The organism is Streptomyces sp. NPDC057854 (assembly GCF_042797055.1).
Classification (GTDB): domain Bacteria; phylum Actinomycetota; class Actinomycetes; order Streptomycetales; family Streptomycetaceae; genus Streptomyces.
Genome location: NZ_JBHVMF010000007.1, coordinates 100,823 through 123,312, shown reverse-complemented (window position 1 = coordinate 123,312; position 22,490 = coordinate 100,823). Strand labels below are relative to the sequence as shown.

The window sequence follows — 22,490 nt, the reverse complement described above, 5'->3', positions numbered from 1 at the left end:
TGGGGGGGGGCGCGGGCTTTTTGGGGTCCCCGCCCCGGCCCCTCCGGGGGGCCGGGCGCGCCCGGTGGGGGGGCGCGCCGGGGCCCGGGGTCAGCAGCCGGTGGCCCAGATGTGGGAGTCGCCGCGGTCGTTGGCCACGGCGTTGTAGCCCACCTCCTGCCCGGGGGCGAGACAGATGGTCATGTCGCCGCCCTGCCAGGCGCTGTCGTAGACCCGCACGTGGTCCTTGATGCCGGGGCCGGAGACGCCGTGGTTGGCCCACGAGGAGTCGACGTCGGAGATCCAGCTCTCCCACCAGCCGTCGTCACCGCTCCAGTTGGCCCGCTGGCCGCCGAAGTTCGCGTTCTCCCAGGCGCAGAAGTGGCCGGAGGGGCAGTCGGCGGCGGTGGCGGCGCCCGCGACGGCGAGGCCGGTGGTCAGGGCGAGCAGGGCGGCGGCCGTGGTGGCCAGGATGCGCTTCACGAGGTGACACTGCCTTTCGGTGGTGGGGTGGACGCGGGCAGCCGGACCGCCCGCAGCAGGGCGCGGTCGCGCAACTGCCGGTAGGTGGTGAGCTCGTCGTGGCGCAGGGCGCGCACCTCGGCGAGTTCGGCGCGTTCCAGTCGGGCGCGGGTCTGGTCGAGGCCGGTCTCGCGGGCGCAGCGGGCCGCGTCGTCGGGGTCGGGGCGCTCGGGGCGGGGCCGGCCCGGCGGTGCGACGCAGGCGGTCCAGCGAGCGAGCGCGGCGCGGTGGTCGGGGTCGTCGCGGTACCGGGCCTGAGCCTCGGCGCGCAGGTTGTTGACGACGACCTGGGCCCGGAACCAGCGGTGCTGGTCGCCGTAGAGCCGGTCGCGGGCGGTGGCGAGGCAGCCGTCGCTGTGGGCGGTGACCGTGGCGCCGGTGGCGAGCGTCACGGAGAGTTCGCGGGGCCCGGTGCCGAAGAGGGCGGCCTGGAGGGCGCGGTCCTCGGCGGGGGCGCGGGGTTCGGCGGTGGCGCGGAGGCCGAGGGCGGCGAGGCAGTCGTCGGTGAGGCGCCGCTCCGCGGCCTTGAGGAGGGCGTCCTGTTCCGCGCGCGCGGACGGCACGGAGGGCGGTCCCGGCCGGTCGGAGGGGACGGTGGCGCAGCCGGTGAGCAGGGTCAGCGCGGCGGCGGCCGGCAGGACCCGGCGGGCGAGCGGTGCGATGGTGTGCGTCATGGGTCCCCCTTCGCGCGGTGGCGCGGTGCCGGTGCGGCGGGCTGCCGGAGGATGATCGCCGACGGCCCGAACGATCACTGCCCGTGACGACGGCCGCCATGCGCGACCTCACTCGAACGGGTCGAACACGCCGTCTCGCGCGCCTCTCGGGCGCCGCGCGCGCCGCCTGGGCCGGCCGGGGGTGCGGTGGCGACGGGCCCGGACATGGCGGGGCCCCGGCTGGACGGGGGATTCCAGCCGGGGCCGCTCACCGTGACGTGCGGAGCGCGGTCACCTCTGGGGGGGAACCTGGGGACCGGGCCCCTCCGCTGTCACATAAGGGAGAACGGTGAGCCTTTCCCTGATGTTCCGGGCAGGACGGGGTGAACGGTGTGAGTCGGGTCACCCCGGGCCGGACCCCACCGGGAGGCCGGTCGGTCAGTCCTTCTCGGGCCGGTACACCTCGCCGGCGCGGGCGGTGCCGGGGGCGAGGAGTTCGGGGACGGTGACGAAGGTGTAGCCGCGGCGCTTGAGCTCCTCGATGATCCCGGGAACGGCGGGGACGGTGCCGTCGTAGATGTCGTGGAGCAGGATGATGCCGTCGCGGTGGGCCTGGCCGAGGACGCGCTCCCGTATCAGCGCGGTGTCGGTCGTGGAGTAGTCCTTGGCGGTGATGCTCCAGAGGACCTGCGCGAGACCGAGCTCGCGGCTGATCTCGGAGACGGTGGAGTCGGTGCGGCCCTGGGGCGGGCGCATGAGGACGGGCTTGCGGCCGGTGATCCGCGCGATGGCGTCCTGGGTGCGGGAGAGCTCGTCGCGGATCTCGTTCTCCTCCAGGTCGGTGAGGATGCGGTGCGACCAGGTGTGGTTGGCGACCTCGTGGCCCTCGTCCGCGATGCGCCGGACGACGTCGGGGTAGCGGTCCACGTGCTTGCGGCCCAGCAGGAAGAAGGTGGCGGGGACCCGCTCCTTCTTGAGGACGTCGAGGAGGTGCGGGGTGTCCTTGCCCGGTCCGGCGTCGAAGGTGAGGGCGATGCACTTCGCGCGGGCGCAGTCGACCCGGCGGTGCGCCTCGCCGGCCTTGCCGTCGTCTCCCGCCTCGGCGCGCGCGGCCTGCGGGGTGATCGCGTCCACGCCGCAGCCGCCGAGCGTGAGCATGAGCGTGGCTGCGGCGAACAGGACGGCGGTCCTCGCGCGACGGCCCGGCCTGGTTCGGAACATGGTGGTACCCGCTTTCCCCGATACGTGTGCGACGCGGCCACCTCCACGCCTGGTCAGGGCGGGTGTACCGATGGCCGCCCTGAACTATACATAGGGTGTATACCGGGGGATGCGAGGGGGGTGGGGTGGGCACGGAGCAGGGCCGGCGGGGGTGTGGCGGGCACGACTCGGCCCCGGGCGGGGCCCGTCCGCTCCACCCGGGGTGTCCTGTGCCGGTCGGGCGCGGCCGGGCCCGGCGCGGTGCGCTCAGCGGGAGGCGAGGAGCAGCCGCGCCTCGGTCTCCTGGTCGCCCGAGACGGTCTGGAGGGACTCGATGGCGAAGCCGGCGGACAGCACCCGCTCGACCTCGGCGACGGCGTGGTAGCCGCCGGTCAGCAGGGCGCCGACCTTGCCGGTGAGCCGCGGGGGCCGCACCTCCTCGCGCTGCCCGCCGGAGGTGTCGAAGGTGGCCATCCACACGGTGGGGGCCGGTCCCGCGTCCGCCGGGCTCGGGGGCTCGACGTCCTCCAGCCGGTAGTAGTGGTCGAGGACCTCGAAGACGGTCCGCGCGTCGTCGTGCCCGCAGTCGCTCAGCTGGACGGTGACGTCGGTGTCGATGTGCAAGTCGTACACGTCGCTCATCTCCTCGCGGCGGGGGTGCCACCCTTCCAGCATCCCCCTCGGCCCCCGCCCCGTCGACGGCTCGCGCCCGCGGTGTCAGCCGGAGGAGAGCAGCGACGCGACGGTGTCCGCCTCGGCGGCGGTCTTGTCCGGGCGGTGGCGCAGCACCCGGGCGAAGCGGAGGGTGATGCCGGCCGGGTAGCGGGTGGAGCTCTGGAGGCCGTCGTAGGCGATCTCCACGACGAGTTCCGGACGTACCCGCACGGTGAACCCGTCGTCCTCGACGGCCAGCTCCGTCAGCCGCTCGGTCTGCCAGCGGAGCATCTCGTCAGTGAGTCCCTTGAACGTCTTGCCGAGCATCACGAAGCCGCCGTCCTCCGCGCGGGCGCCCAGGTGGAGGTTGGACAGGAAGCCGGTGCGGCGGCCGTGGCCCCGTTCGGCGGCGAGCACCACGAGGTCGACCGTGTGGACGGGCTTCACCTTGAGCCAGGTGCGCCCGCGCCGCCCCGCCACATAGGGCGCGTCGAGTCCCTTGACCAGCACGCCCTCGTGGCCTCTGGCCAGCGTGTCGGCGAGGAACCGTTCGGCCGCCGCCACCTGGTCCGGGTCGTCGGGGGCGGTCACCTCGACGCGGCGGACCCTTCGCTCCGCGGGCAGCAGGCGGGCGAGGACCGCGTTCCGTTCGCGCCCGGGACGGTCGACGAGGGGTTCCCCGTCGGCGGCGAGGACGTCGAAGAAGACCGGCGTGAGCGGGAGCGCGGCCCGGGCTCCGGTGACGTCCGAGCGCGAGCCGACCCGTCCGGCGATGGACTGGAACGCGGCCGGACGACCGGTCTCCGGGTCGAGGGCGATCACCTCCCCGTCGAGGATGAACGACTCCGACGGCACCTCCAGCGCGACGGCGACGACCTCGGGCAGGCGGGCGGTGATGTCGTCGAGCGAGCGCGTGTGGATCCGTACGGCCTCTCCGTCGCGGTGCACCTGGATCCTGATGCCGTCCAGCTTCTCCTCCACGGCGCACGGCCCGAGCGCCGCCACCGCCGCGGTGACCGAGCCGGCCGTGTGCGCCAGCATCGGCTGCACCGCCCGGCCGACGCGCAGGGTGAACCGGTCGAGGGCGGGCCGCCCTTCCGCGAGGACCGCCTGGGCCACGGGCGGCAGCGAGCCCTCCAGCATCACCGCCCGCCGCAGTTCGGCGGCCGGCACCTCCGCCGCCTTGGCGACACCCTCCAGCGCGACGGCGTCGAGCGCCCCCTGCCGGACCTCCCCGGAGAGCAGCCGCACCAGCAGCTCCTGCTCCTCGGCGGTCGCCGCCCCGCACAACTCGCGGACCCCGCGCGCCCGCTCCCCCTGCGACCCGGGCCCCGCCACGGCCGCGAGCGCGTCCATCGCCGCGTCCACGTCGGCGAGCGTCAGCGACGGCTCGGCCGCCGGGGGCACGGTCGGCACCACTTGTTTGAGGGTGCTCCAGCCGACCCCGATCCGGCCCTGGGGCAGCCGGCCCGAGAGGTAGGCGATGACCAGCGGGCTCTCCTCGGGCGTGGCCTCGGCGAAGAGTTCGGCGAGCAGGGCGGTCTTCCGCGACCGCGCGGAGGCGGCGGCGACCTCACGGGAGACCTCCGCGACACGGGCCAGCAACATGTCCCCATCCTCACCGGGTGCCCCCCGCGGCGCACCCCGGCCGTCGTCATCCCCAGTCACGCCGCGCACCCCACCCCGTGCCGCCCGCCCGGCGCGGCAGCGAACCCCGGATCCGTTCCAGCAGCCCGGGCCCCCGATCTCCCGCCGCCCGCCCCGGCGGCCCCGCCACCCGGCCACGCGGGCGCCCGGACGGACGGGACGGCGGACGCGACACCGACCGCGTGTGCGTCGGCGCGGGCGGAGGCGCGTCCGCCGCCGGGCGCGCCTCCGCCTCCGCCTCCGCCTCCGCCACAGGCTGCAGGTCCGCGCGGGCCTCGTCCAGGGCGAGGGCGAGGCTCATCCGGTGCCACATGATCTCGTCCGGCTCCTGCGCGCGGAGGAGCCGGTCGGCGACCTCCCGCGCCGCGCCCGCCACCGGCAGCCCCGGCGGCGGGGCCGGCCGCAGCCGCTCCAGCCGGCTCCGCTCGCCGGGATCGGCGACGACCTCCGCGATCCGCTCCGGGTCGAGCAGCGAGGCGATCGCCGCGGCCCGGACCCACGGGTCGTCGCTGCCGCGCAGCAGCAGGCCCAGGTGGCGGGTGCGCCAGTTCCTGGCACGCAGGTCCTCCCCCGCCGCCTCCCGCTCGCGGACCTTCGCCGGCAACCGGCCGGTGAGCAGGGCCGGGTGCTCCTCGCCGAAGGCGGCGACCTCGGCCGCCACGTACAGCCAGATCACCGCGCGGTAGCGGTTCAGGTAGAAGCGGACGGGGCTCACGTGGCCCGTGCGGGCCAGGCGGGTGAACCGGCTCGGGCTGATGGACAGCAGCTCCGCGGCCTCGCTCGTCCCCACCGCGCGGACGCGCTCGCGCAGGCCGTCCGGGAAGTCCGGTGCCGCCTTGAGCCGGTCGAGTTCGGCCCGCTCGACCGGACGCCGCTCGGGCGCCCGGCCCCGGCCGTTCCCGGTCCCCCGGCCGCTCCCGGTCCCCCGGCCGTGCAGCGTCCCGCCGGGATCCGGTGGCGGCGGAACCGTCCGGATCAGTCCCATCCGCACCGCGAGGCGGAACTCCTCGCGCTTCAGCTCCAGTTCCTCCGCGGCCCGGGCCGCCGTCACCGTCCGCGTCGCCTCGTCCACCGTCATGGCGTCCGCCGCCTTTCCCCTCGCTCAGCGCTCGCGCAGCACGCGCTCAGCACTCGCTCGCCCGGCCTGCCCGGCCGGTCCGGGTTCCGGTGAACCCGACCCCACGAAGGTAACGCAGAGTGACCGAGCGTAGGCAACCTGTGGACAACCGCCTGTGGACAACCGTCAGGGGGTCGGCCCACCGGGCTGGCGCGCCGAGACGCCGAGGTGCTCGCCGACGCGGTTGACCAGCAACGTCATCTCGTAGGCGACCTGGCCGACATCGGCCTCCGCGTCGCTCAGCACGCACAGGCAGCTGCCGTCGCCCGCCGCCGTGACGAACAGCAGCGCCTCGTCGAACTCGACCATCGTCTGCCGGGCCCGGCCCGCCCGGAAGTGCCGTCCCGAGCCGCGCGCCAGGCTGTGCAGCCCCGAGGAGACCGCCGCCAGGTGCTCGGCGTCCTCCCGGGCGAGTTCGCTGCTCGCCCCCGTGACGAGCCCGTCGTTCGACAGCACGAGTGCGTGCCGTATCGGCCCGACCCTGCGGGTCAGGTCGTCCAGGAGCCAGTCGAGCCCCTTGTCCAGCGCCATGTGGTCCTCCCCCTCGTCGGTGCGGCCCCCACCGGCCGGGCCCCGTGCCCGCGTGCGCCGGTACGGACCGCGTGTCGCCGCAAGCCTTACGCACTGTCGTGGACAGGGCAAGCACCCCGGTCGGCCGCGTGTGCCGCCGAGTCCCGCGCGCCGCACCGCCGCCGCGTGCCGCACGATGGGCCCATGACGAGAATGACCGAGGAACAGTGGCGGGACTTCGTGTCCCGGGGAACCCGGACCGGCAAGCTCGCGACCGTGCGCGCGGACGGCAGCCCGCACGTGGTGCCGGTGTGGTTCGTGCTCGACGGCGACTCCTTCGTCTTCAACACGGGCAAGGACACGGTGAAGGGCCGCAACCTCGCCCGGGACGGCCGGGTCTCCCTGTGCGTGGACGACGACGCCCCGCCGTTCTCGTACGTCACCCTGAGCGGGGTGGCCGAGCTGAGCGAGGATCCCGCGGAACTGGTCCACTGGGCCACCCGGATCGGCGGCCGGTACATGGGCGAGGACCGGGCCGAGGAGTTCGGCGCGCGCAACGGGGTGCCGGGCGAGCTCGTCGTCCGGGTGAAGATCGAGAAGGTGATGTCGGCGGGCGGCGTGTCCGACTGAGCCGCCGCCGCCCTGGACGGCGCTACCCGAAGTGAGGACTCGTCTCCGGCCGAGTACCGGCGCGGGCCCGTTCAGACGACCGTGCCGAGGTGCCGGGCGGTGTGCATCCGTCCGGCGTGCTCGACGACCCGGATCAGGACCTCCTTCCCGGAGTCCCGGTCGCGCGCGTCGCAGAGCACCACGGGGGTCCCCTCGTCCAGGTCCAGGGCGCCGCACACGTCCTGCGCCCCGTAGGAGCGCGCGCCCTCGAAGCAGTTGACCGCCACCACGAACGGGATCTTCCGGTGCTCGAAGTAGTCGACCGCCGGGAAGCAGTCCTCCAGACGGCGGGTGTCGGCGAGCACGACCGCGCCGAGGGCGCCCTGGGCCAGCTCGTCCCACAGGAACCAGAAGCGGTCCTGGCCCGGGGTGCCGAACAGGTACAGCGACAGGCCCGCGCGGATCGTGATCCGGCCGAAGTCCATGGCCACGGTGGTGGTGGTCTTCCGCGCCACTCCCCCCGTGTCATCGACGAGTTCGCCGGCCCGGCTGAGCCGCTCCTCGGTGCGCAGGGGGCGGATCTCGCTGACGGCGCCGACCAGGGTGGTCTTGCCGACGCCGAATCCGCCGGCGACGAGGATCTTCAGGGCGAGAGCGGTGTCGCCGTCGTCCGCGCCGGTGCTGTCAGAGCGCTCGTAGGCCATCGATCACTTCTCTCAGGATGCGTTCGTCGGGGAGCTGCGCGGGCGGTACGGGCCTGCTGACGCGTACGAAGCCCGATTCGAGGAGGTCGCCGAGGAGGACCCGGACGACGCCCACGGGGAGGTCCGCGTCGGCGGCGAGTTCGGCGACCGACTGGGTCTCGGACCGGCAGCGGGAGAGCAGGGCGCGGTGTTCGGGGCCGAGGACGGCCTCCTCGGCCGCGTCCGGCGGATCGTCGTCGACGACGACGAGGGCGATGAGGTCGAACCGTACGTTGCTGGGCCCGGGCCGGGTGCGGCCGCCGGTCATCGCGTACGGCCGGACGAGCGGCCCGGCGTCGGCGTCGTACCACTGGCTGCCCGGTGGGGGCGGGCCTCCGCCGGTGGGGTCGCCGGTGCTGTCCAGGGTCATGGGGGTCTCCGGTCAGCCGGCGGCCGGCGGGGTCGCGGCGAGGCGCGGCGGGGTGTGCAGGTGCTCGCCGACGCGCTTGACGAGCCGGGCCATCTCGTAGGCGACGAGGCCGATGTCGGCGCTCACGGCGCTGAGGACGGCCAGGCAGGAGCCGTCGCCGGCGGCGGCGACGAAGAGGAAGCCGTCGTCCATCTCCACCATGGTCTGGCGGACGCCGCCGGTGTGGAACTGGCGTCCGGCGCCCTTGGCGAGGCTGTGGAAGCCGGAGGCGATGGCGGCGAGGTGTTCGGCGTCCTCGCGGCTGAGTCCGCTGGAGGCGCCGACCGGGAGGCCGTCGCTGGAGAGCACCACCGTGTGCCGGACGTCGCGCACCCGGGCGACCAGGTCGTCGAGGAGCCAGTCGAGTTCGCCGGAGCGGTGGTGGGAGATCCTCTCGTGGTCGATCATGCGTCGTCTCCTTCGGATCGGGGGTCGTGGGGCGGGATGGCGCGGACGCCGAAATAGGGGCCGAGGTCGGTACGCGCGCGTGCGTCGCCGCGCGGGTCCTGAGCGGCGCCGGGGCCGGCGTCGGCACGGGGGCGCGTGTCCGGGCCGGGGAGGGTTCCCGGCGGGGCGCCGTCGCCGAGGGGGCGTCTGCCGCCGGGGGCGGGGCCGCCGCCGCGCTGCCAGCCGTCGCGGTAGGCGGCCATCCGGTCGCGCACCCGCTCGGGCGTCCGCTCCGGTGTGCCGGGAACGGCGGGGGCGGGGCCGGGTTCCGGCGCGGCCGCCTCCCGCAGCTGCGGAACGAGGCTCGCCTGGCGGACGCGGCGAGGCAGTCCGGTGTCGGCGCCGGCGCTCCGGTCGGGCCCGGAGGGCCCGTCGGCGGGCGGCGCCTGCGGCGGGACGGTCCGCCCGCGCGGCCGGAGGGCGGTCACGCCCGCCGGTACGGGGGCGGGTCCGGCATCCGGGGCGGGGAGGCCCACGGGGCGCGGCGGGGGCTGCGGCGACGTGAGCGGGGCGCGCGGGGTCCCCGGGGCGTGGGCGCCCGCGAGGGCCCTCGGGCCCGCCGCGGTGGCGGGGGTACGGGAGGCGTCCGGCGGCCCGGCGAAGCGGCGGGCCTCCGCGCGGTGGGCCTCCGCCTCCTCGCGCGCGGCCCGGTCCTCGCGCGCGGCCCGGTCCTCGTCCCGGTCGGCGCTCCCCTGGCCGGCCGGGTCCTCCTCCGCCGGGAGGGCGCCCTGGAGCAGGTCGGTGGGCAGCAGGACGACGGCGGTGGTGCCGCCGTACGGGGAGGGCCGCAGGTGGACCTGGACGGCGTGCCGGGAGGCCAGGCGGCTGACGACGAAGAGGCCCAGCCGGTCGCTGTCGAAGAGGTCCAGGGCCTCGGACCGCTCGATGCGGGCGTTGGCCTCGGCGAGGGCCTTCCTGCCCATGCCGAGTCCCCGGTCCTCGATCTCCAGGGCGTAGCCGTTGCCGACGGGTTCGCCGCTGACCCGGACCTTGGTGTGCGGCGGGGAGAACTGGGCGGCGTTCTCGATGAGTTCGGCGAGGAGGTGGGTGAGGTCGGCGACCGCGCCGCCCGCGACGGCGGTCTCGGGGAGCCGGCGGACCTCCACGCGCGCGTAGTCCTCGATCTCGGAGACGGCGGCGCGGACGACGTCGGTCAGCGGCACCGGTGTGCGCCAGGCGCGGCCGGGGGCGGCGCCGGAGAGGATGATCAGGCTCTCGGCGTGCCGCCGCATCCGGGTGGTGAGGTGGTCGAGGCGGAACAGGTCGCCGAGTTCGCCGGGGTCGTCGGCGCGCCGTTCCATGCTGTCCAGGAGGTTGAGCTGGCGGTGGACGAGGACCTGGCTGCGGCGGGCGAGGTTGACGAAGACGCCGGAGATGCCGCTGGCGAGTTCGGCGCGTTCGACGGCCGCGGCGAGGGCGGCCCGGTGGACGGTGGTGAGGGCTTCGCCGACCTGGCCGATCTCGTCCTGGGGCGCGGGGCCGGGCGGGGCCTCCGCCTGGACGTCGATCTCCTCGCCGGCGCGCAGCCGGGTCATGGCGGCGGGGAGTTTGCGGCGGGCGATGCCGAGGGCGGTGTTGCGGAGGCTGACGAGTTCGACGACGAGCCCGCGCCCGATGCGTACCGAGATGACGAGGGAGGCGGCGACGGCGGCGAGGCCGAGGACGACGGCCGCGCCGGCCGGGCTGAGGAGCCCGCCGGCGAGGGGGCCGGTGTCGTCGGTGGCGGCGCGGGCCTCGCGCTCGACGGCGGCGAGCCCGGTGCGTACGCCGGTGCGGGCCGCGTCCCAGTCGGCGGAGGGCACGGCCTGGGCGGCGGGCCGTCCGTCGGCGGCGGCGGAGACGCGGTCCTCGGCGGCGGTCAGCCGGGGGTGGGCGGCGCCGGCGGCGAACCGGGACCACACGGCCCGGCCGGCGGGCGGCAGGTCGGCGGTGGCCGAGGCGAGGAGGGTGCGCCGGGTCTCGGCGGCGCCGGTGAAGGCGCGCTGGCGGGCGGCGGTCAGCCGGCCGGTGAGGTGGGCGGCGCCGAGGAGGGCGTCCTCGCGGGACAGCATCTCCCCCGCGCGGGCGAGTTCGAGGAGCACGCGCGCGTGGGAGGCCTGCCCGGTGTCCTGGACGCCGCTGAGGGCGCCGCCGACGGCGAAGCCGGCCGCGACGGCGGTGGTGTACGCGGCGTAGAGCCGGTCCGGGTCGCCGCGCCCGTCGGCGGCGAGGGCGCGCAGCCGGCCGAGGCCCTGGGCCTCGCGGACGAAGGCGCCGACGCGTTCCGCGACGTCGGCGGGCAGGTCGCCGGTGTCGCCGACGGTGTGGCCGTCGCCGAGCCGGAGCCGGGCGACGGCCTCGTCGGTGCGGCGGATCCGGTCGGCGAGTTCGGCGGCGCGTCCGGCGCCCGGGGCGGCGAGCTGCCGGAGGGCGGCGCGGCGTTCCTCCTGGAGCGCGGCGACGGCGGCGGCCACGGGCTGCCGGATGTCGGTGTCGACGCGCTGGAGCTGCCGGATGCGGGCCATGTCCTGGGCGGTGGTGACGGTGGCGAAGCCCCAGAGGGCGAGGAGCGAGACGACCGGGACCATGAGGAGCGAGACGATCTTGGCGCGTACGGTGCGGGGCCGGAGCCCGCGCCGCCGTGCTCCGTCGGCGGGGCCGGCCGCGGCGCCGCTCGCGGGGGCCTCGACGGGGACGTCCGGTGCGGTCCCGGCGGGGCGCGGTTCCGGTTCGTCGGCGGGCGGCCCGGCGTGCGCGCGCCGCCCGCGTGCGGTCGCCGGCGGCGCGGGCGCCGCGGCGTCCTGGTTCGTGCGGGGAGTTCGCATGGGCTCCTCGTTCCGGCTGGGGGTGGGGAGGGTCAGGGCGCCGGGGTGCGCAGGGGGTCGCGGCCGGTGCCGGCGCGGAAGCCCGGCGGGGCGACGTCGACCGCGCGCTCGTCGGGCTCGGTGAGGCGCTCGGCGGACGCGTACGCGGCCCGCTCCCCGGCCGTCGGGGAGAGCGCCACGAAGGCGGAGGTGATGAAGAGGTACGAGCCGAGGCCGACGGCGAGCGGGAAGATGAACTGCATGACGGTGGCGCCCGGCAGGTCCGCCGGGGAGGGCGCGACGTCGACGCGGACCGCGAGCATGCCCGTGTAGTGCATGCTGCTGACGGCCGCTCCCATGACGAGCGACGCGAGCGCGACCGCGATCGGGGCGTGAATGTGCAGGGCCGCCCAGAGGGCCGCCGTGGCGGCGACGACCGCGATGACGACCGAGAGGGCGACGAACACCGGGTCGTAGTGGACGGTGCCGTGGAGGCGGAGGGCGGCCATGCCCATGTAGTGCATGCTCGCGACGCCGATGCCGGTCGTCAGCCCGCCGATCAGGAGCGATCGCAGGCGGTCGCGTCCGTAGCCGACGGCGAACACGCCGACGCCCACGACGCCCATGGCGATGAGCAGGCTGAGGAGGGTGAGCGGCACGTCGTAGCGGATGTCGGTGCCGGTGACGCCGAAGCCGAGCATCGCCACGAAGTGCATCGTCCAGATGCCGGTGCCGAGCGCGGAGGCCGCGGTGAGCAGCCAGTTCCGCCGTGACCGGCCGGTCGCGTCGAGCGCGCGCACGGTGCAGCGCAGCCCGAGGGCGGCGCCGATGCAGGCCATCGCGTACGACAGCACAGGTGTCAGCCAGCCGAAGGTGGCGTGGTCCAGGTGTCCCATGGCTCGGGGACGCTAGTGCGCACAAGGGGGCGCATCGGCGGCGCATTTCGAAAGCTGGTGGAATATGACGGAGAGAAGTACCGGTTCGATCGGACGACGTTCGAACGTGCACACAGAACGTTCACACGTCAGGGTGGGCCATCATGGGCGGATGAGCGATGACCCCACAGATGTCCGAGCGTTCTTCGCCACTCGCGCGGCCGGCTGGGACAGCCGCTTCCCGGACGACGGTCCCGCCTACGCCGCCGCGGTCGCCGCGCTCGGACTGCGCCCCGGCGACGCCGTGCTCGACGCGGGCTGCGGCACCGGCCGGGCGCTGCCGCCGCTGCGTACCGCCGTCGGCCCGTCGGGCACGGTCATCGGCGCCGACCTCACCCCGGAGATGCTGGCCGAGGCGGTACGGGCCGGGCGGCGCGGTCCCGGGGGCGCCGGGGCCCTGCTGCTCGCCGACGTCGGCCGGCTGCCGTTGCGGGACGGCGCGCTCGACGCGGTCTTCGGTGCCGGCCTCGTCTCTCACCTGGCCGACCCGGACGGCGGCCTGCGCGAACTCGCCCGCGTGGTACGGCCGGGCGGCCGCCTCGCGCTCTTCCACCCCATCGGGCGGGCCGCCCTCGCGGCCCGGCACGGCCGCCGGCTCACCCCCGACGACCTGCGCGCCGAACCCCGGCTGCGGCCCGTCCTCGCCGGTGCCGGCTGGCGGCTCGTCTCGTACGTGGACGAGGACGCCCGCTACCTGGCCGTGGCCGTACGGGAGAGCGCAGCACCGCGCCCCTCCGCCTGAGATCCCGCCCGGGGGGCCATGCGGAGGACCGCCGTGCCCGACACCCCGTCAGGCCGGGTGATTCCCCGGGTCATCAGGTGATCACACCGTCGGATCACGGAACGCTCCCTCTCGTTTCAGCAGGTGAACCCGGCGAGCCGCCGTCGACGCGACCGCCCCGGGGAAACAGGAGGAGAGAGATGGCCCGCTACAGATGGACGGGCGGGGCGGCGCTCGGGGCGATGGTCCTGAGCGTCACCACCGTCACCGGGTTCGCGCCGCCGGGCGCCGGCGACGAGGCCGGGGCCGCCGCCCGCGCGGAGCGCGCCGCCGTCGCGGCGGGGGCGTTCAGCGCCGACACCGGGGCCCGCGTCACCAACAGGGGCGCGGGACGGGCCCTCACCGGACAGGCGGGCGGCGACGCCGGGGAGACCTTCGGCGCCGAGTTCGTGCGGGGCCGGATCGCACGGGTCCTGCCCGCCGCCCTCGCCCCCGTCTGCGGTACCGGCCACGGCCGCGAGGTGACCTTCCCGCTCTTCGGCGACGTCGTCGTCCAGGCGGTGGAGGCCACCCGGTCCACCGTCGGTTCCACCCTGATCTGGCACGGGCGCGTGGCCGGCGCGGTCGACCAGAACGTGGTCCTCACCCTCGACGGCGGCTGCGACAAGGCGCCCGGCAACGAGATCCTGAGCGGAACGTTCATGCTCGGCGGCGACCTGTACGCGATCCAGCCGGTCGGCCCCGGCCGGGTCCTCATCTCCCAGGGCACCCCGCTGACCGACGAGGACGAGCCGCCGCTCCACGAGCCCCCGCGCCCCCTCACCCCGCCGCCGGCCGCCGCGCCGCACCGGGGCACCCCCGCGTCCCGGGCCGCCGCCTGCAAGGGCGCCGCCGGTCACGCCCTCGTCGACGTGCTGGTCGGCTACACCCCCGGCGCCCGCGCGGAGGCCGGCGGCGACGCCCAGATCAAGGCGCTCGCCGCCCAGGGCGTCGCCCTCGGCAACGACGCCTTCGCGGCCAGCGGCACCAAGGTCCGGCTGCGGCTCGTCGGCACCACCCTGGTCTCCGTCCCGGCCTCCCTCGACGGCGTGACCAACAACCTCCTGAGCGCGGTCGCGCTGCCCACCGACGGCGTCGCCGACGCCCTCGCCGGGCAGCGCGACCGGTACGGGGCCGACGTCGTGTCCGTCCTCGCCGCCGGCCGGCGCGCGGGCGGACTCGGCTACACGCCGCCGGACCCCGGCCCCGCCACCGCGCCGTGGGGCTACAGCGTCGTCGGCCGCGCCGCGGTGACCAACTACTCGATGGGCCACGAGATCGGCCACAACATGAGCGCCGACCACGACCGCGTCACCCAGCCGGTCCAGCCCGACAACGGCGCCACGGGCTACTTCCCGTCCAAGGGCGACTGGTCGACGGTGATGGCGTACGAGTCCAGCTGCCGCAAGGCCACCAAGGGCGTCTGCACCCGCATCAACCGCTTCGCCAACCCGCACCAGACCTACCGCGGCGAGCGCCTCGGGGTCCCGCTGAACTCGCCGGACTCGGCCGACACCGCCGACGTGCTCAGCACCACCGGCAAGGCCGTCGCCGCCTACCGCGCGGCCCGGACGTCCGACGCGCTGTGCGCCGTGACCACCTCGGTCACCCCGAAGGGCGCCGGCACCGTGAAGGCCGCGGCGCCCGGCCCGTACCCCCAGGGCACCGTGTCGACGTACACGGCGACGGCGGCGAAGGGGTACGTCTTCAGCGGCTGGAAGCTCGACGGCAAGGCCGCCAAGGGCGGCGCCTCCGGCTTCCGGGTGCCGTCCGGCGACCACACCCTGGTCGCCGTCTTCACGAAGGGCACCGCGCCGGCGTCCAAGGTCACCACGTCCACCCGCGGCAAGGGCACCGTGACCAAGAGGCCCGCGAAGCGCGCCGAGCAGGAAGGCGCCGAACTGCTCTACGAGGCCGTGCCCGCGCCCGGCTGGGACTTCGCCGGCTGGCGGCTCGACGGCTCGCACGCCGGCGACGACGACAGCCTCGCCGTCGTCGTCGGCGAGGACGACATGGAGCTCACCGCCGTCTTCGAGGAGCGGCGCCACGCGCTGACCGTCGAGCAGCGGGGCCACGGCAGCGTGGAACTCTCGCAGGACGGCCCGTACTCCGACGGCGACACCGTCACCGCGACCGCCGTGCCCGCGCCCGGCTACGTCTTCACCGACTGGCTGCTCGACGGCGAGCCGTACGGCGGCGACGAGGAGGACGCCAGGGGCGAGACCGCCGTCACCTTCGAGGAGACCGGTCACACCCTGACCGCCGTCTTCAGCCGCGCCGCCGGCCACCCGGACGCCGACCCCGGGTACGGCGCCGACGCGGGCCCCGCGCCCGCCGCCGGCACCCCGGCCCGCGCCCTCCGCTAGCCGGGGCGGGCCCTCCGCCGGCCGGGGCGGGCTCCCCACGCCCCCTTCTGCCCCGGCACTTCCCTGTCTACCGTGGAAGTGCCGGGCAGCCGTGCCCGGGAAAGGCGGTCGGCCGTGGCACGGATAGCGGAACGCATGCGCAGGCTCCTCCCCTCCGCCCGACGCGCGTCCGGGAGCGGGGACGCCCCGCGCCCGGCCCGCCCCGGGCGCCAGGGCCGCAACCTCTTCGAGGCCGCGGCGGTCTACGTGGCCGCCTGCGCCGAGGACGACCAGGACCGCATCGACGAGGCCGTCACCTGGGTCTCCCCCGGCCAGCTCACCTTCGGCGTCAACGAGCTCGCCTGCCGCGCGGTGCTCACGCTCGCCCGGGAACGCGGCGAGACGCCCGAGAGCGTCGCCCGCTTGCTGCTCGGGGTCAAGGAGCGCTGAGTCACACCGCCCCGCCCTCCGGGGACCCTCGACGCGCGGGTTACCCACTGGTTAAGGTGCGCCGACGATCGGATGGGCGGCGAGACGAGGAGGGTGCCGTGGCGGAGACGGAACCGGCGGCGGGCGAGGACGCGCTGTACGTGCTGACCGCGTGCCTGCTCACGCCGGCGCAGTTCCCGAGCGTGCTCGGCGACGACTACCCGGCCGCCTGCGCCGCCCTCGGCCTCGCGCCCTACGACGCGGGGTACGGGCTCCTGCTCGGCCAGGACGGGCTCGGCGCCCGCTGGACCGTCGTCATCGACGACGTGTCGCTGGTCGCGGTCGCCATCGCCTCCTGGGACTGCGGGATGGCCTACGACCTGTCCCCCGACGAGAGGTCGGTCGTGACCGGGCTGCCCGGCTGGCCGCTCGCCGTCGCCACGCAGGCCCCCGGTCTCCCCGACCCGCACGACCCCGCGCCCGAGGAGGGCGACCCCGCGCCGCTCGTCCCGCCCGCCGGGGACGCCTGGGGTCCCGCGCAGCGGCGGCTCGGCGCCGACGAGGTGGCCCGGCAGTGGCACGAGTGGCGCGGCCAGGTCGAGCCGGGGCCGGATCCCGCGCCGGCGGCCGGGCCCGCGGCGGACCCCGAGTCCGTCCAGGACCCGGCCTCCGGCCCGTACGCGCAGGTCCGCCGGGTCCTGGACGAGCTGCGCGGCTACCTCGACCAGCCGCCGCCGGCCGGCCGGGTGCGGTCCGGCTTCGCCGGGGAGGGCGCGCGGATGCTCCGCGCCGACGGCCCCGGCTGGTCGCTCGTGGCCCGCACCGACGACATGGCCTTCGTGCTCCTCGACGCCTACCCGCGCGAGGTGCTGCCGGTGGCCCGGGGCCCCCGGCTCCCCGCGCTCCTCGAAGGACTGGAGGCGCTGGCCGTACGCCCCTCCTGACGCGGAGCCGCGGCGGGGCCTCGGACACGCTCGCGTTCGACCCTACTCCGGGCGTCCCGCGTGCTCCTCGCGGAGGGGGGCGCCCACGTCGTGGAGGTGGCCGAGCGCCTGCCGGTACGAGTCGACGAAACCGGTCTCGGTGTACGGGACGCCCAGGGCGCGGCAGTGCGCGCGCACGGCGGGCTGGGCCAGGCGCAGGTGCGGGCGGGGCATGGACGGGAAGAGGTGGTGCTCCACCTGGTAGTTGAGGCCGCCGAGGAACCAGTCGGTGAGGGCGCCGCCCCGGATGTTGCGGGAGGTCAGCACCTGGCGGCGCAGATGGCCCCAGCTGTCGCCGTCCTCGTGCTGGTCGGGCCGGTCCATGCCCTTGTGGTTGGGGGCGAAGGCCAGGCCGAGGTGGACGCCGAGCAGCATCTGGTGGACGAGCGCGAAGGCCAGCGCCTGGGCGGGGGTCAGGGCGGTGAGGAGCAGGGCGGCGTACCCGGCGAAGTGGAGGAGCAGCAGGGCGCCTTCGGTGAGGCGTTCGCGCCGGGTGCGGTAGGGGCCGTCCTTCGCGAGCAGGGCCTGGACGCCGTACAGCTTGAGCGCGAGGCCCTCCAGGGTGGTCAGCGGGAAGAAGAGCAGGGCCTGGTGGCGGGTGAGGAAGCCGCGCAGCCCGGTGCGGCCGGCGGTCTGGTGCTCGGCGAAGACGAGGACGTCGGCGGCGACGTCCGGGTCCTTGTCGAGGTGGTTGGGGTGGGCGTGGTGCCGGTTGTGCTTGTCGTTCCACCACTCGCGGCTCATGCCGAGCAGCAGGTTGGCGTGGACGAGCTGGACGGCGCGCCCGGCCCGGCGGTCCGCGGTGATCTGGGCGTGTCCGGCGTCGTGGGCGACGAAGGCGGCCCGGGCGGAGAGCACCGCGAGGGGCACGGCGAGAAGGACGCACCACCAGCTCGGTCCGGCCAGGAAGAGGCCGGCGGCGACGGCGGCGAAGCCGAGCAGGGTGAGGGCGATGTCCCGGGCGTACCAGCCGGGGCGGTGGTCGAGCAGGCCCTGTTCCCTCACGGTGCGCAGGAGCGGGGCGAACTCGCTGCCGCGCCGCGCGGGGGCGGGGGGCGCCGGTGATGGCGCGGTGGCGACGGCCTGGGGCATGGAGGGGCTCCGGCTTCTGTGAGGAGGGGGCTGCTGCCGTCCGCGCCGAGGGGCGGCGGCGGTCTCCACCGTAGGAACCGGTGACGGTCCGGAACCATGGCGTCACCACCCGGCCGGGGGCGGGGGCGGGCCGGGGACCGGGGGTGGGGTGTTCCCCACCCCCGGTCCGCGCGCGGTGCACATGTGTCGGGCGTCACGCACGGATGTGCGTGGCCGGTGGGGTGGTTGAGGTAGGGTCGGCCGCTCGCGCTCACCGGCAGTCGTATGTGGGGAATGTGTTGACGTCGTCGTTCCGGTCCTCTGGCTCCGTTCCCGAACCCTCCGATCCGCGCTCCGGCCCCGCCGTGCCGGCCGCCGTGTTCCTCCCCGCCGATCCGCCCCGGGCGGGCCGGATCGCCCTCTGGTCGCCCGACGGCGACCCGCTCGCCGTCCCGCCGGGGGCGGTGCCGGGCGAGATCACGGTGGTGGACGGCGCGGACCTCCAGCCGGTGCCCGTGCCCGCGGTGTTCCTTCCGGTACGGGACGCGCTGCCGCTGCTCGCCCGCGCCCGGCTCGCCGGGGACGCCGGTGCGGCGGCCTCCTTCTGGGGCGGGGCGGCCCTGCTCGCCCTGGACCTCACGGCGCGCGGTCTGCTGCTGCCGGGGGTGACGGCGGCGGGTCACGACGCCTGGCGGGCGGGCCCGTTGGGGCCGGAGGAGCTGGACCGGGTGCGGACGCTCGCCGCGTCGATGCCGCCGACCGCGCACGCCGTGCCGCTGGGTCCGGTGGGGGATCCGGACGAGCCCGAGGACTGGCTGCTGCCCGAACCGGAGGCGCTGCTGCGCGCCTTCCTGGACGCCGTCGCCGACGCCCTCCCCCGTACCCCGGCGGCGGAACTGGCCGCCGGCGGGGCGGCGTTCGCCGCCGAGGAGCCGCAGTCGGTGCCCGAACAGCGCGCGTGGGCCGCGGATCTGGCGGCCGGTCACGACGCGGGGGTCCGGCTGTCGCTGCGGCTGGAGCTGTCCGGGCCGGGCGCCTCGGCCGGACCGGCGGAGGCGCCGGGTTTCCGTGCCGTGCTGCAGCTGCACTCCGCCGCCGATCCGGCGGTGGTCGTGGACGCGGCCGACGCCTGGGCGGGCGCGGGGCCGGCGGCGGCGCTGGGGCCGCGCGCCCGGATGGACGCGCTGCTCGCGCTGCGGCGGGCCGCCCGCGCGTGGCCGGCGCTCGCGCCGCTGCTGACGGCGGCGGTGCCGGACGCGATGGAGCTGGCCGACGAGGAGGTCGTCGAGCTGCTGGGGCCGGCGTCCCGCGCGCTCGCCGCGAGCGGCATGCAGGTGCACTGGCCGCGTGAGCTGGCGGACCGGCTGACCGCGCAGGCGGTGATCGGGCCGGTGGAGCCGGCTGAGCCGGTGTCCGGGGCGGGCGTCGGTGACGGGCCGGCCGGGGAGGCCGCGTACGGCGGTGGCGAGGGGGCCGCGGACGGCGCGGGCGGGGGCGGTCTGCCGTCGTTCCTGTCCGCCGACGCGCTGCTCGCCTTCAACTGGCGTTTCTCGGTCGGCGACCAGGAGCTGACGCGGGCGGAGCTGGACCGGCTCGCCGAGGCCGGACGGCCACTCGTCCGGCTGCGCGACCGGTGGGTCCTGGTCGATCCGGCGGAGGTGCTGCGGGCCCGGGAGCAGCAGGACCGCAAGCTGTCCCCGGTCGACGCGCTCGCCGCCGTCCTCACCGGCAGCACGGAGGTCGACGGCCGCCGGGTCGATGTCGTCGCGACGGGCGCGCTGGAGCGGCTGCGGGCCCGGCTCGCGGACCCCGAGGGCGGCGTCCGTGAGGTTCCGCAGCCCGCCGCGCTGGCCGCCACCCTCCGCGACTACCAGCTGCGCGGGCTGAACTGGCTGCACCGGATGACCTCGCTCGGTCTCGGCGGCTGCCTCGCCGACGACATGGGCCTGGGCAAGACCATCACGCTGATCGCGCTCCATCTGCACCGGCAGGGCGAGGCCGCCACCGCGGACCCGACCCTCGTGGTCTGCCCGACCTCGCTGATGGGCAACTGGCAGCGGGAGTTCGAGCGGTTCGCGCCCGGCACGCGCGTGCGCCGCTTCCACGGCACCGCGCGCGACCTCGACGGGCTCGCGGACGGGGACGTCGTCCTCACCACGTACGGCACGATGCGGCTCGACGCCGAACGGCTCGCCGCCCGGCCGTGGGGGCTGCTCGTGGCGGACGAGGCCCAGCACGTGAAGAACCCGTACTCGGCGACGGCCCGCCGGCTGCGGACGATCGGCGCACGCGCGCGCGTGGCGCTGTCCGGCACGCCGGTGGAGAACAACCTCTCCGAGCTGTGGGCCATCCTCGACTGGACGACGCCGGGCCTGCTCGGCGGGCTCGGGGCGTTCCGCCGCCGGTACGCCGCCGCCGTCGAGGGCGGTGCGGACCCGGCCGCCGCGGAACGGCTCGGTGCGCTGGTCCGGCCGTTCCTGCTGCGCCGCCGGAAGTCCGATCCGGGGATCGCGCCGGAGCTGCCGCCGAAGACCGAGACCGACCGGGCCGTCTCGCTGACGCCGGAACAGGCGGGCCTGTACGAGGCGGTGGTGCGGGAGAACCTGGTCGCCATCGCGGAGGCCGAGGGCATGGCGCGGCGCGGGCTCGTGGTGAAGCTGCTGACCTCGCTGAAGCAGATCTGCAACCACCCGGCGCAGTACCTGAAGGAGGAGAGTCCGCGGATCGCGGGCCGCTCGGGGAAGCTGGAGCTGCTCGACGAACTCCTCGACACGATCCTCGCCGAGGGGGCGAGCACGCTGGTGTTCACCCAGTACGTGGGGATGGGCAGGCTCCTGGAGGCGCACCTGGCGGAGCGCGGCGTGCGGACGCAGTTCCTGCACGGCGGCACCCCGGTGGCGGAGCGGGAGGCGATGGTCGCCCGCTTCCAGGACGGCGAGGTGCCGGTGTTCCTGCTGTCGCTGAAGGCGGCGGGGACCGGGCTCAACCTGACCCGGGCGGAGCACGTCGTGCACTACGACCGCTGGTGGAACCCGGCCGTGGAGGCGCAGGCCACCGACCGGGCGTACCGGATCGGGCAGACGCGGCCGGTGCAGGTGCACCGGATCGTCGCGGAGGGGACCGTCGAGGACCGGATCGCGGCGATGCTCGACCGCAAGCGCGAGCTGGCCGACGCGGTGCTCGGCACGTCGGGCGACACCCCGGCGGAACTGACCGAACTGACGGACGCGGAACTGGCGGAGCTGGTGCGGCTGCGCGAGGACGGGGACGGGCGATGAGCGGACACGGGACGGGCCACGAGGCCGAGGAGCTGACCATCGCGGCGCCGCCGCCGGTGCGCGGCGGGGCGTTCACCCGCACCTGGTGGGGCCGGGCGTGGGTGCGGGCGCTGGAGGACTCGGCGCTCGACGCGCGGCAGGTGAAGGCCGGGCGGGCGCACGCGCGCGCGGGGGCCGTCGGCGCGGTGTCGGTGCGGCCGGGGCGGATCACGGCCGTCGTGCAGGACCGGGACGGCACGGCGTACCGCAGCGACGTGCTGGTGCGGACCCTGACGGACGAGGAGTGGGACCGGCTGCTCGACCTCGCCGTCGACAGCGCCGGGCACATCGCGGCGCTGCTCGACCACGAGGTGCCGCCGCACCTGGTGGAGGACGCGGCGGGGGTCGGGGTCGAACTGCTGCCGGGCATCGGCGACCTGGAGCCGGAGTGCGGCTGTGAGGCGTGGGACCACTGCCCGCACACCGTGGCCCTCTGCCACCAGATGGCGCGGATCCTGGACGAGGACCCGTTCGCGCTGCTCCTCATGCGGGGGCGGGGGCAACGGGCGGTGGTGGACGCGCTCCAGGCCCGCAGCGCCGCCCGGGCGGGCGGCGGGACGCCCGGTGCCGGGGCGCCGGCGGCCCCCGGGCCGGACGCGCAGGCCGGGGTGTCGGCGGCGGAGGCGTACGCGCTGCGGGACATCCTGCCGCCGCTGCCGGCCGTGCCGGTGCCGGCGGCGGCCCCTGGGGAGCCGCCGTCGCTGGACACCGAGACGGACCCGGAGCCGGGGGTGGAGCCGGGTGCGCTGGAGTTCCTGGCCGCCGACACGGCGGCCCGCGCCCACCGGCTGCTGACCGAACTGCTGGCCGGCGACCGGCCCGGGGTGCCCGCCACCGCCGGGCGGGAGGCGGCGCTGACGGTCGCGCAGGACGCGGTCCGGCTCGCGGCCGGGGGCCCGCCGTCGTGGGTCGCGGCGCGCCTGGCGTCCGGCACGGGGCGGTCGCGGGCGGAGCTGGACGCCGCCACGCGCGCGTGGCGGTACGGCGGCGCCGCGGGCCTCGCCGTGCTGGAGGAGTCCTGGACCCCGGGCGAGGAGGACCTGACGCGGGCCGCCGCGCGGCTCGCCGGCGCCTGGGAGGACGGGGAGCGCCCGGAGCTGAGCCGGTCGGGGGCGCGCTGGACGGCGGCGGGCGGGCGGGCCCATCTGCGGCTCGGCGAGGACGGCCGGTGGTGGCCGTACCGGCGGACCGGCGGCGGCTGGTCGCCGGCGGGTCCGGCGGACCGGGACCCGGCGGCGGCGCTGGCGACGGCCGTCGGCGAGGGCGAGCCGGAGGACTAGCGGCAGCGGTCCGGGAATCGGGAGAGGCGGGGGGGGGGGGGGGGCCGCCCCCCCCCCCCCCCCAACCCGAAAGACCGCGAAAAAAAACACAACACAA

Annotated in this window: 20 protein-coding genes; 7 read left to right on the top strand and 13 right to left on the bottom strand. The window is 76.5% G+C overall.

Going from position 1 to position 22,490, the window contains the following annotated elements; translation table 11 throughout:
- Positions 1–90: 90 nt before the first annotated feature.
- From ACFVQZ_RS12650 to ACFVQZ_RS12620, 7 genes are all read right to left on the bottom strand, one after another.
- Entirely contained in the window at positions 91–462 is a 372-nt protein-coding gene (locus ACFVQZ_RS12650; RefSeq protein ID WP_030493319.1) for a peptidase inhibitor family I36 protein, read from the bottom strand.
- On the bottom strand, positions 459–1,175 hold the full coding sequence (locus ACFVQZ_RS12645; protein WP_051787564.1) for a hypothetical protein: 717 nt from the start codon (positions 1,173–1,175) through the stop codon (positions 459–461). Before ACFVQZ_RS12645 ends, ACFVQZ_RS12650 begins: the two co-directional genes overlap by 4 nt.
- A gap of 417 nt (positions 1,176–1,592) precedes the next feature.
- Positions 1,593–2,375 carry a polysaccharide deacetylase family protein gene (locus tag ACFVQZ_RS12640; protein ID WP_383621505.1) on the bottom strand — a complete coding sequence of 261 codons (783 nt, stop codon included), beginning with the start codon at positions 2,373–2,375 and terminating at the stop codon, positions 1,593–1,595.
- Between the two features lie 246 nt (positions 2,376–2,621).
- Positions 2,622–2,996 carry a hypothetical protein gene (locus ACFVQZ_RS12635; RefSeq protein WP_030493316.1) on the bottom strand — a complete coding sequence of 125 codons (375 nt, stop codon included), beginning with the start codon at positions 2,994–2,996 and terminating at the stop codon, positions 2,622–2,624.
- 75 nt (positions 2,997–3,071) lie between these two features.
- Entirely contained in the window at positions 3,072–4,616 is a 1,545-nt protein-coding gene (locus tag ACFVQZ_RS12630) for an ATP-dependent DNA ligase (protein WP_383621503.1), read from the bottom strand.
- 46 nt (positions 4,617–4,662) lie between these two features.
- Entirely contained in the window at positions 4,663–5,733 is a 1,071-nt protein-coding gene (locus tag ACFVQZ_RS12625; protein ID WP_383621501.1) for a DUF6397 family protein, read from the bottom strand.
- A gap of 165 nt (positions 5,734–5,898) precedes the next feature.
- Positions 5,899–6,303 (bottom strand): roadblock/LC7 domain-containing protein, encoded by a 405-nt coding sequence (locus ACFVQZ_RS12620; RefSeq protein ID WP_030493313.1) that lies wholly within the window; start codon positions 6,301–6,303, stop codon positions 5,899–5,901.
- A gap of 183 nt (positions 6,304–6,486) precedes the next feature.
- Between ACFVQZ_RS12620 and ACFVQZ_RS12615 the strand changes: the two genes are divergently transcribed.
- Complete coding sequence (locus ACFVQZ_RS12615) at positions 6,487–6,912, top strand: PPOX class F420-dependent oxidoreductase (RefSeq protein ID WP_030493312.1); 426 nt, start codon at positions 6,487–6,489, stop codon at positions 6,910–6,912.
- Positions 6,913–6,983: 71 nt separating this feature from the next.
- Here ACFVQZ_RS12615 and ACFVQZ_RS12610 read toward each other — a convergent pair whose 3' ends face one another.
- The 5 genes from ACFVQZ_RS12610 to ACFVQZ_RS12590 are packed head-to-tail and all read right to left on the bottom strand — an operon-like array spanning position 6,984 to position 12,169.
- Positions 6,984–7,595, bottom strand: coding sequence for an ATP/GTP-binding protein (locus ACFVQZ_RS12610; RefSeq protein ID WP_030493311.1), 612 nt, complete (start codon positions 7,593–7,595; stop codon positions 6,984–6,986).
- Positions 7,576–8,004 (bottom strand): DUF742 domain-containing protein, encoded by a 429-nt coding sequence (locus ACFVQZ_RS12605; RefSeq protein WP_030493310.1) that lies wholly within the window; start codon positions 8,002–8,004, stop codon positions 7,576–7,578. Before ACFVQZ_RS12605 ends, ACFVQZ_RS12610 begins: the two co-directional genes overlap by 20 nt.
- Before the next feature lie 12 nt (positions 8,005–8,016).
- Entirely contained in the window at positions 8,017–8,451 is a 435-nt protein-coding gene (locus ACFVQZ_RS12600; protein WP_030493309.1) for a roadblock/LC7 domain-containing protein, read from the bottom strand.
- The gene (locus ACFVQZ_RS12595; RefSeq protein WP_383621498.1) at positions 8,448–11,294 is read right to left on the bottom strand and encodes a nitrate- and nitrite sensing domain-containing protein; all 2,847 of its coding nucleotides are present in this window, start codon (positions 11,292–11,294) and stop codon (positions 8,448–8,450) included. Before ACFVQZ_RS12595 ends, ACFVQZ_RS12600 begins: the two co-directional genes overlap by 4 nt.
- A 32-nt stretch (positions 11,295–11,326) precedes the next feature.
- On the bottom strand, positions 11,327–12,169 hold the full coding sequence (locus tag ACFVQZ_RS12590) for an MHYT domain-containing protein (protein ID WP_030493307.1): 843 nt from the start codon (positions 12,167–12,169) through the stop codon (positions 11,327–11,329).
- Between the two features lie 151 nt (positions 12,170–12,320).
- Between ACFVQZ_RS12590 and ACFVQZ_RS12585 the strand changes: the two genes are divergently transcribed.
- The 4 genes from ACFVQZ_RS12585 to ACFVQZ_RS12570 all read left to right on the top strand — a co-directional run bounded on the left by ACFVQZ_RS12585 (position 12,321) and on the right by ACFVQZ_RS12570 (position 16,686).
- Positions 12,321–12,950, top strand: a complete 630-nt coding sequence (locus ACFVQZ_RS12585) for a methyltransferase domain-containing protein (RefSeq protein ID WP_030493306.1) — start codon at positions 12,321–12,323, stop codon at positions 12,948–12,950.
- A gap of 179 nt (positions 12,951–13,129) precedes the next feature.
- On the top strand, positions 13,130–15,334 hold the full coding sequence (locus tag ACFVQZ_RS12580; RefSeq protein WP_383621495.1) for a reprolysin-like metallopeptidase: 2,205 nt from the start codon (positions 13,130–13,132) through the stop codon (positions 15,332–15,334).
- Between the two features lie 135 nt (positions 15,335–15,469).
- Complete coding sequence (locus tag ACFVQZ_RS12575; RefSeq protein WP_383621493.1) at positions 15,470–15,763, top strand: hypothetical protein; 294 nt, start codon at positions 15,470–15,472, stop codon at positions 15,761–15,763.
- Positions 15,764–15,861: 98 nt separating this feature from the next.
- A complete protein-coding gene (locus ACFVQZ_RS12570) occupies positions 15,862–16,686 on the top strand; it encodes a hypothetical protein (RefSeq protein ID WP_030493303.1) in 825 nt (274 codons plus the stop codon).
- A gap of 42 nt (positions 16,687–16,728) precedes the next feature.
- On the opposite strand, the gene ACFVQZ_RS12565 is transcribed toward ACFVQZ_RS12570, so the two are convergent.
- The gene (locus ACFVQZ_RS12565; RefSeq protein WP_383621491.1) at positions 16,729–17,817 is read right to left on the bottom strand and encodes a fatty acid desaturase family protein; all 1,089 of its coding nucleotides are present in this window, start codon (positions 17,815–17,817) and stop codon (positions 16,729–16,731) included.
- A gap of 344 nt (positions 17,818–18,161) precedes the next feature.
- Between ACFVQZ_RS12565 and ACFVQZ_RS12560 the strand changes: the two genes are divergently transcribed.
- Together ACFVQZ_RS12560 and ACFVQZ_RS12555 are read left to right on the top strand one after the other, a co-directional pair.
- On the top strand, positions 18,162–21,074 hold the full coding sequence (locus ACFVQZ_RS12560) for a DEAD/DEAH box helicase (RefSeq protein ID WP_383621489.1): 2,913 nt from the start codon (positions 18,162–18,164) through the stop codon (positions 21,072–21,074).
- Positions 21,071–22,393, top strand: coding sequence for an SWF or SNF family helicase (locus tag ACFVQZ_RS12555; RefSeq protein ID WP_383621487.1), 1,323 nt, complete (start codon positions 21,071–21,073; stop codon positions 22,391–22,393). Before ACFVQZ_RS12560 ends, ACFVQZ_RS12555 begins: the two co-directional genes overlap by 4 nt.
- Positions 22,394–22,490: the final 97 nt, after the last annotated feature.

Coding starts and splice junctions, on each gene's coding strand:
- ACFVQZ_RS12645 (WP_051787564.1), bottom strand. CDS start 1,175: ATGACGCACACCATCGCACCGCTCGCCCGCCGGGTCCTGCCGGCCGCC.
- ACFVQZ_RS12640 (WP_383621505.1), bottom strand. CDS start 2,375: ATGTTCCGAACCAGGCCGGGCCGTCGCGCGAGGACCGCCGTCCTGTTC.
- ACFVQZ_RS12635 (WP_030493316.1), bottom strand. CDS start 2,996: ATGAGCGACGTGTACGACTTGCACATCGACACCGACGTCACCGTCCAG.
- ACFVQZ_RS12630 (WP_383621503.1), bottom strand. CDS start 4,616: ATGTTGCTGGCCCGTGTCGCGGAGGTCTCCCGTGAGGTCGCCGCCGCC.
- ACFVQZ_RS12625 (WP_383621501.1), bottom strand. CDS start 5,733: ATGACGGTGGACGAGGCGACGCGGACGGTGACGGCGGCCCGGGCCGCG.
- ACFVQZ_RS12620 (WP_030493313.1), bottom strand. CDS start 6,303: ATGGCGCTGGACAAGGGGCTCGACTGGCTCCTGGACGACCTGACCCGC.
- ACFVQZ_RS12615 (WP_030493312.1), top strand. CDS start 6,487: ATGACGAGAATGACCGAGGAACAGTGGCGGGACTTCGTGTCCCGGGGA.
- ACFVQZ_RS12610 (WP_030493311.1), bottom strand. CDS start 7,595: ATGGCCTACGAGCGCTCTGACAGCACCGGCGCGGACGACGGCGACACC.
- ACFVQZ_RS12605 (WP_030493310.1), bottom strand. CDS start 8,004: ATGACCCTGGACAGCACCGGCGACCCCACCGGCGGAGGCCCGCCCCCA.
- ACFVQZ_RS12600 (WP_030493309.1), bottom strand. CDS start 8,451: ATGATCGACCACGAGAGGATCTCCCACCACCGCTCCGGCGAACTCGAC.
- ACFVQZ_RS12595 (WP_383621498.1), bottom strand. CDS start 11,294: ATGCGAACTCCCCGCACGAACCAGGACGCCGCGGCGCCCGCGCCGCCG.
- ACFVQZ_RS12590 (WP_030493307.1), bottom strand. CDS start 12,169: ATGGGACACCTGGACCACGCCACCTTCGGCTGGCTGACACCTGTGCTG.
- ACFVQZ_RS12585 (WP_030493306.1), top strand. CDS start 12,321: ATGAGCGATGACCCCACAGATGTCCGAGCGTTCTTCGCCACTCGCGCG.
- ACFVQZ_RS12580 (WP_383621495.1), top strand. CDS start 13,130: ATGGCCCGCTACAGATGGACGGGCGGGGCGGCGCTCGGGGCGATGGTC.
- ACFVQZ_RS12575 (WP_383621493.1), top strand. CDS start 15,470: ATGCGCAGGCTCCTCCCCTCCGCCCGACGCGCGTCCGGGAGCGGGGAC.
- ACFVQZ_RS12565 (WP_383621491.1), bottom strand. CDS start 17,817: ATGCCCCAGGCCGTCGCCACCGCGCCATCACCGGCGCCCCCCGCCCCC.
- ACFVQZ_RS12555 (WP_383621487.1), top strand. CDS start 21,071: ATGAGCGGACACGGGACGGGCCACGAGGCCGAGGAGCTGACCATCGCG.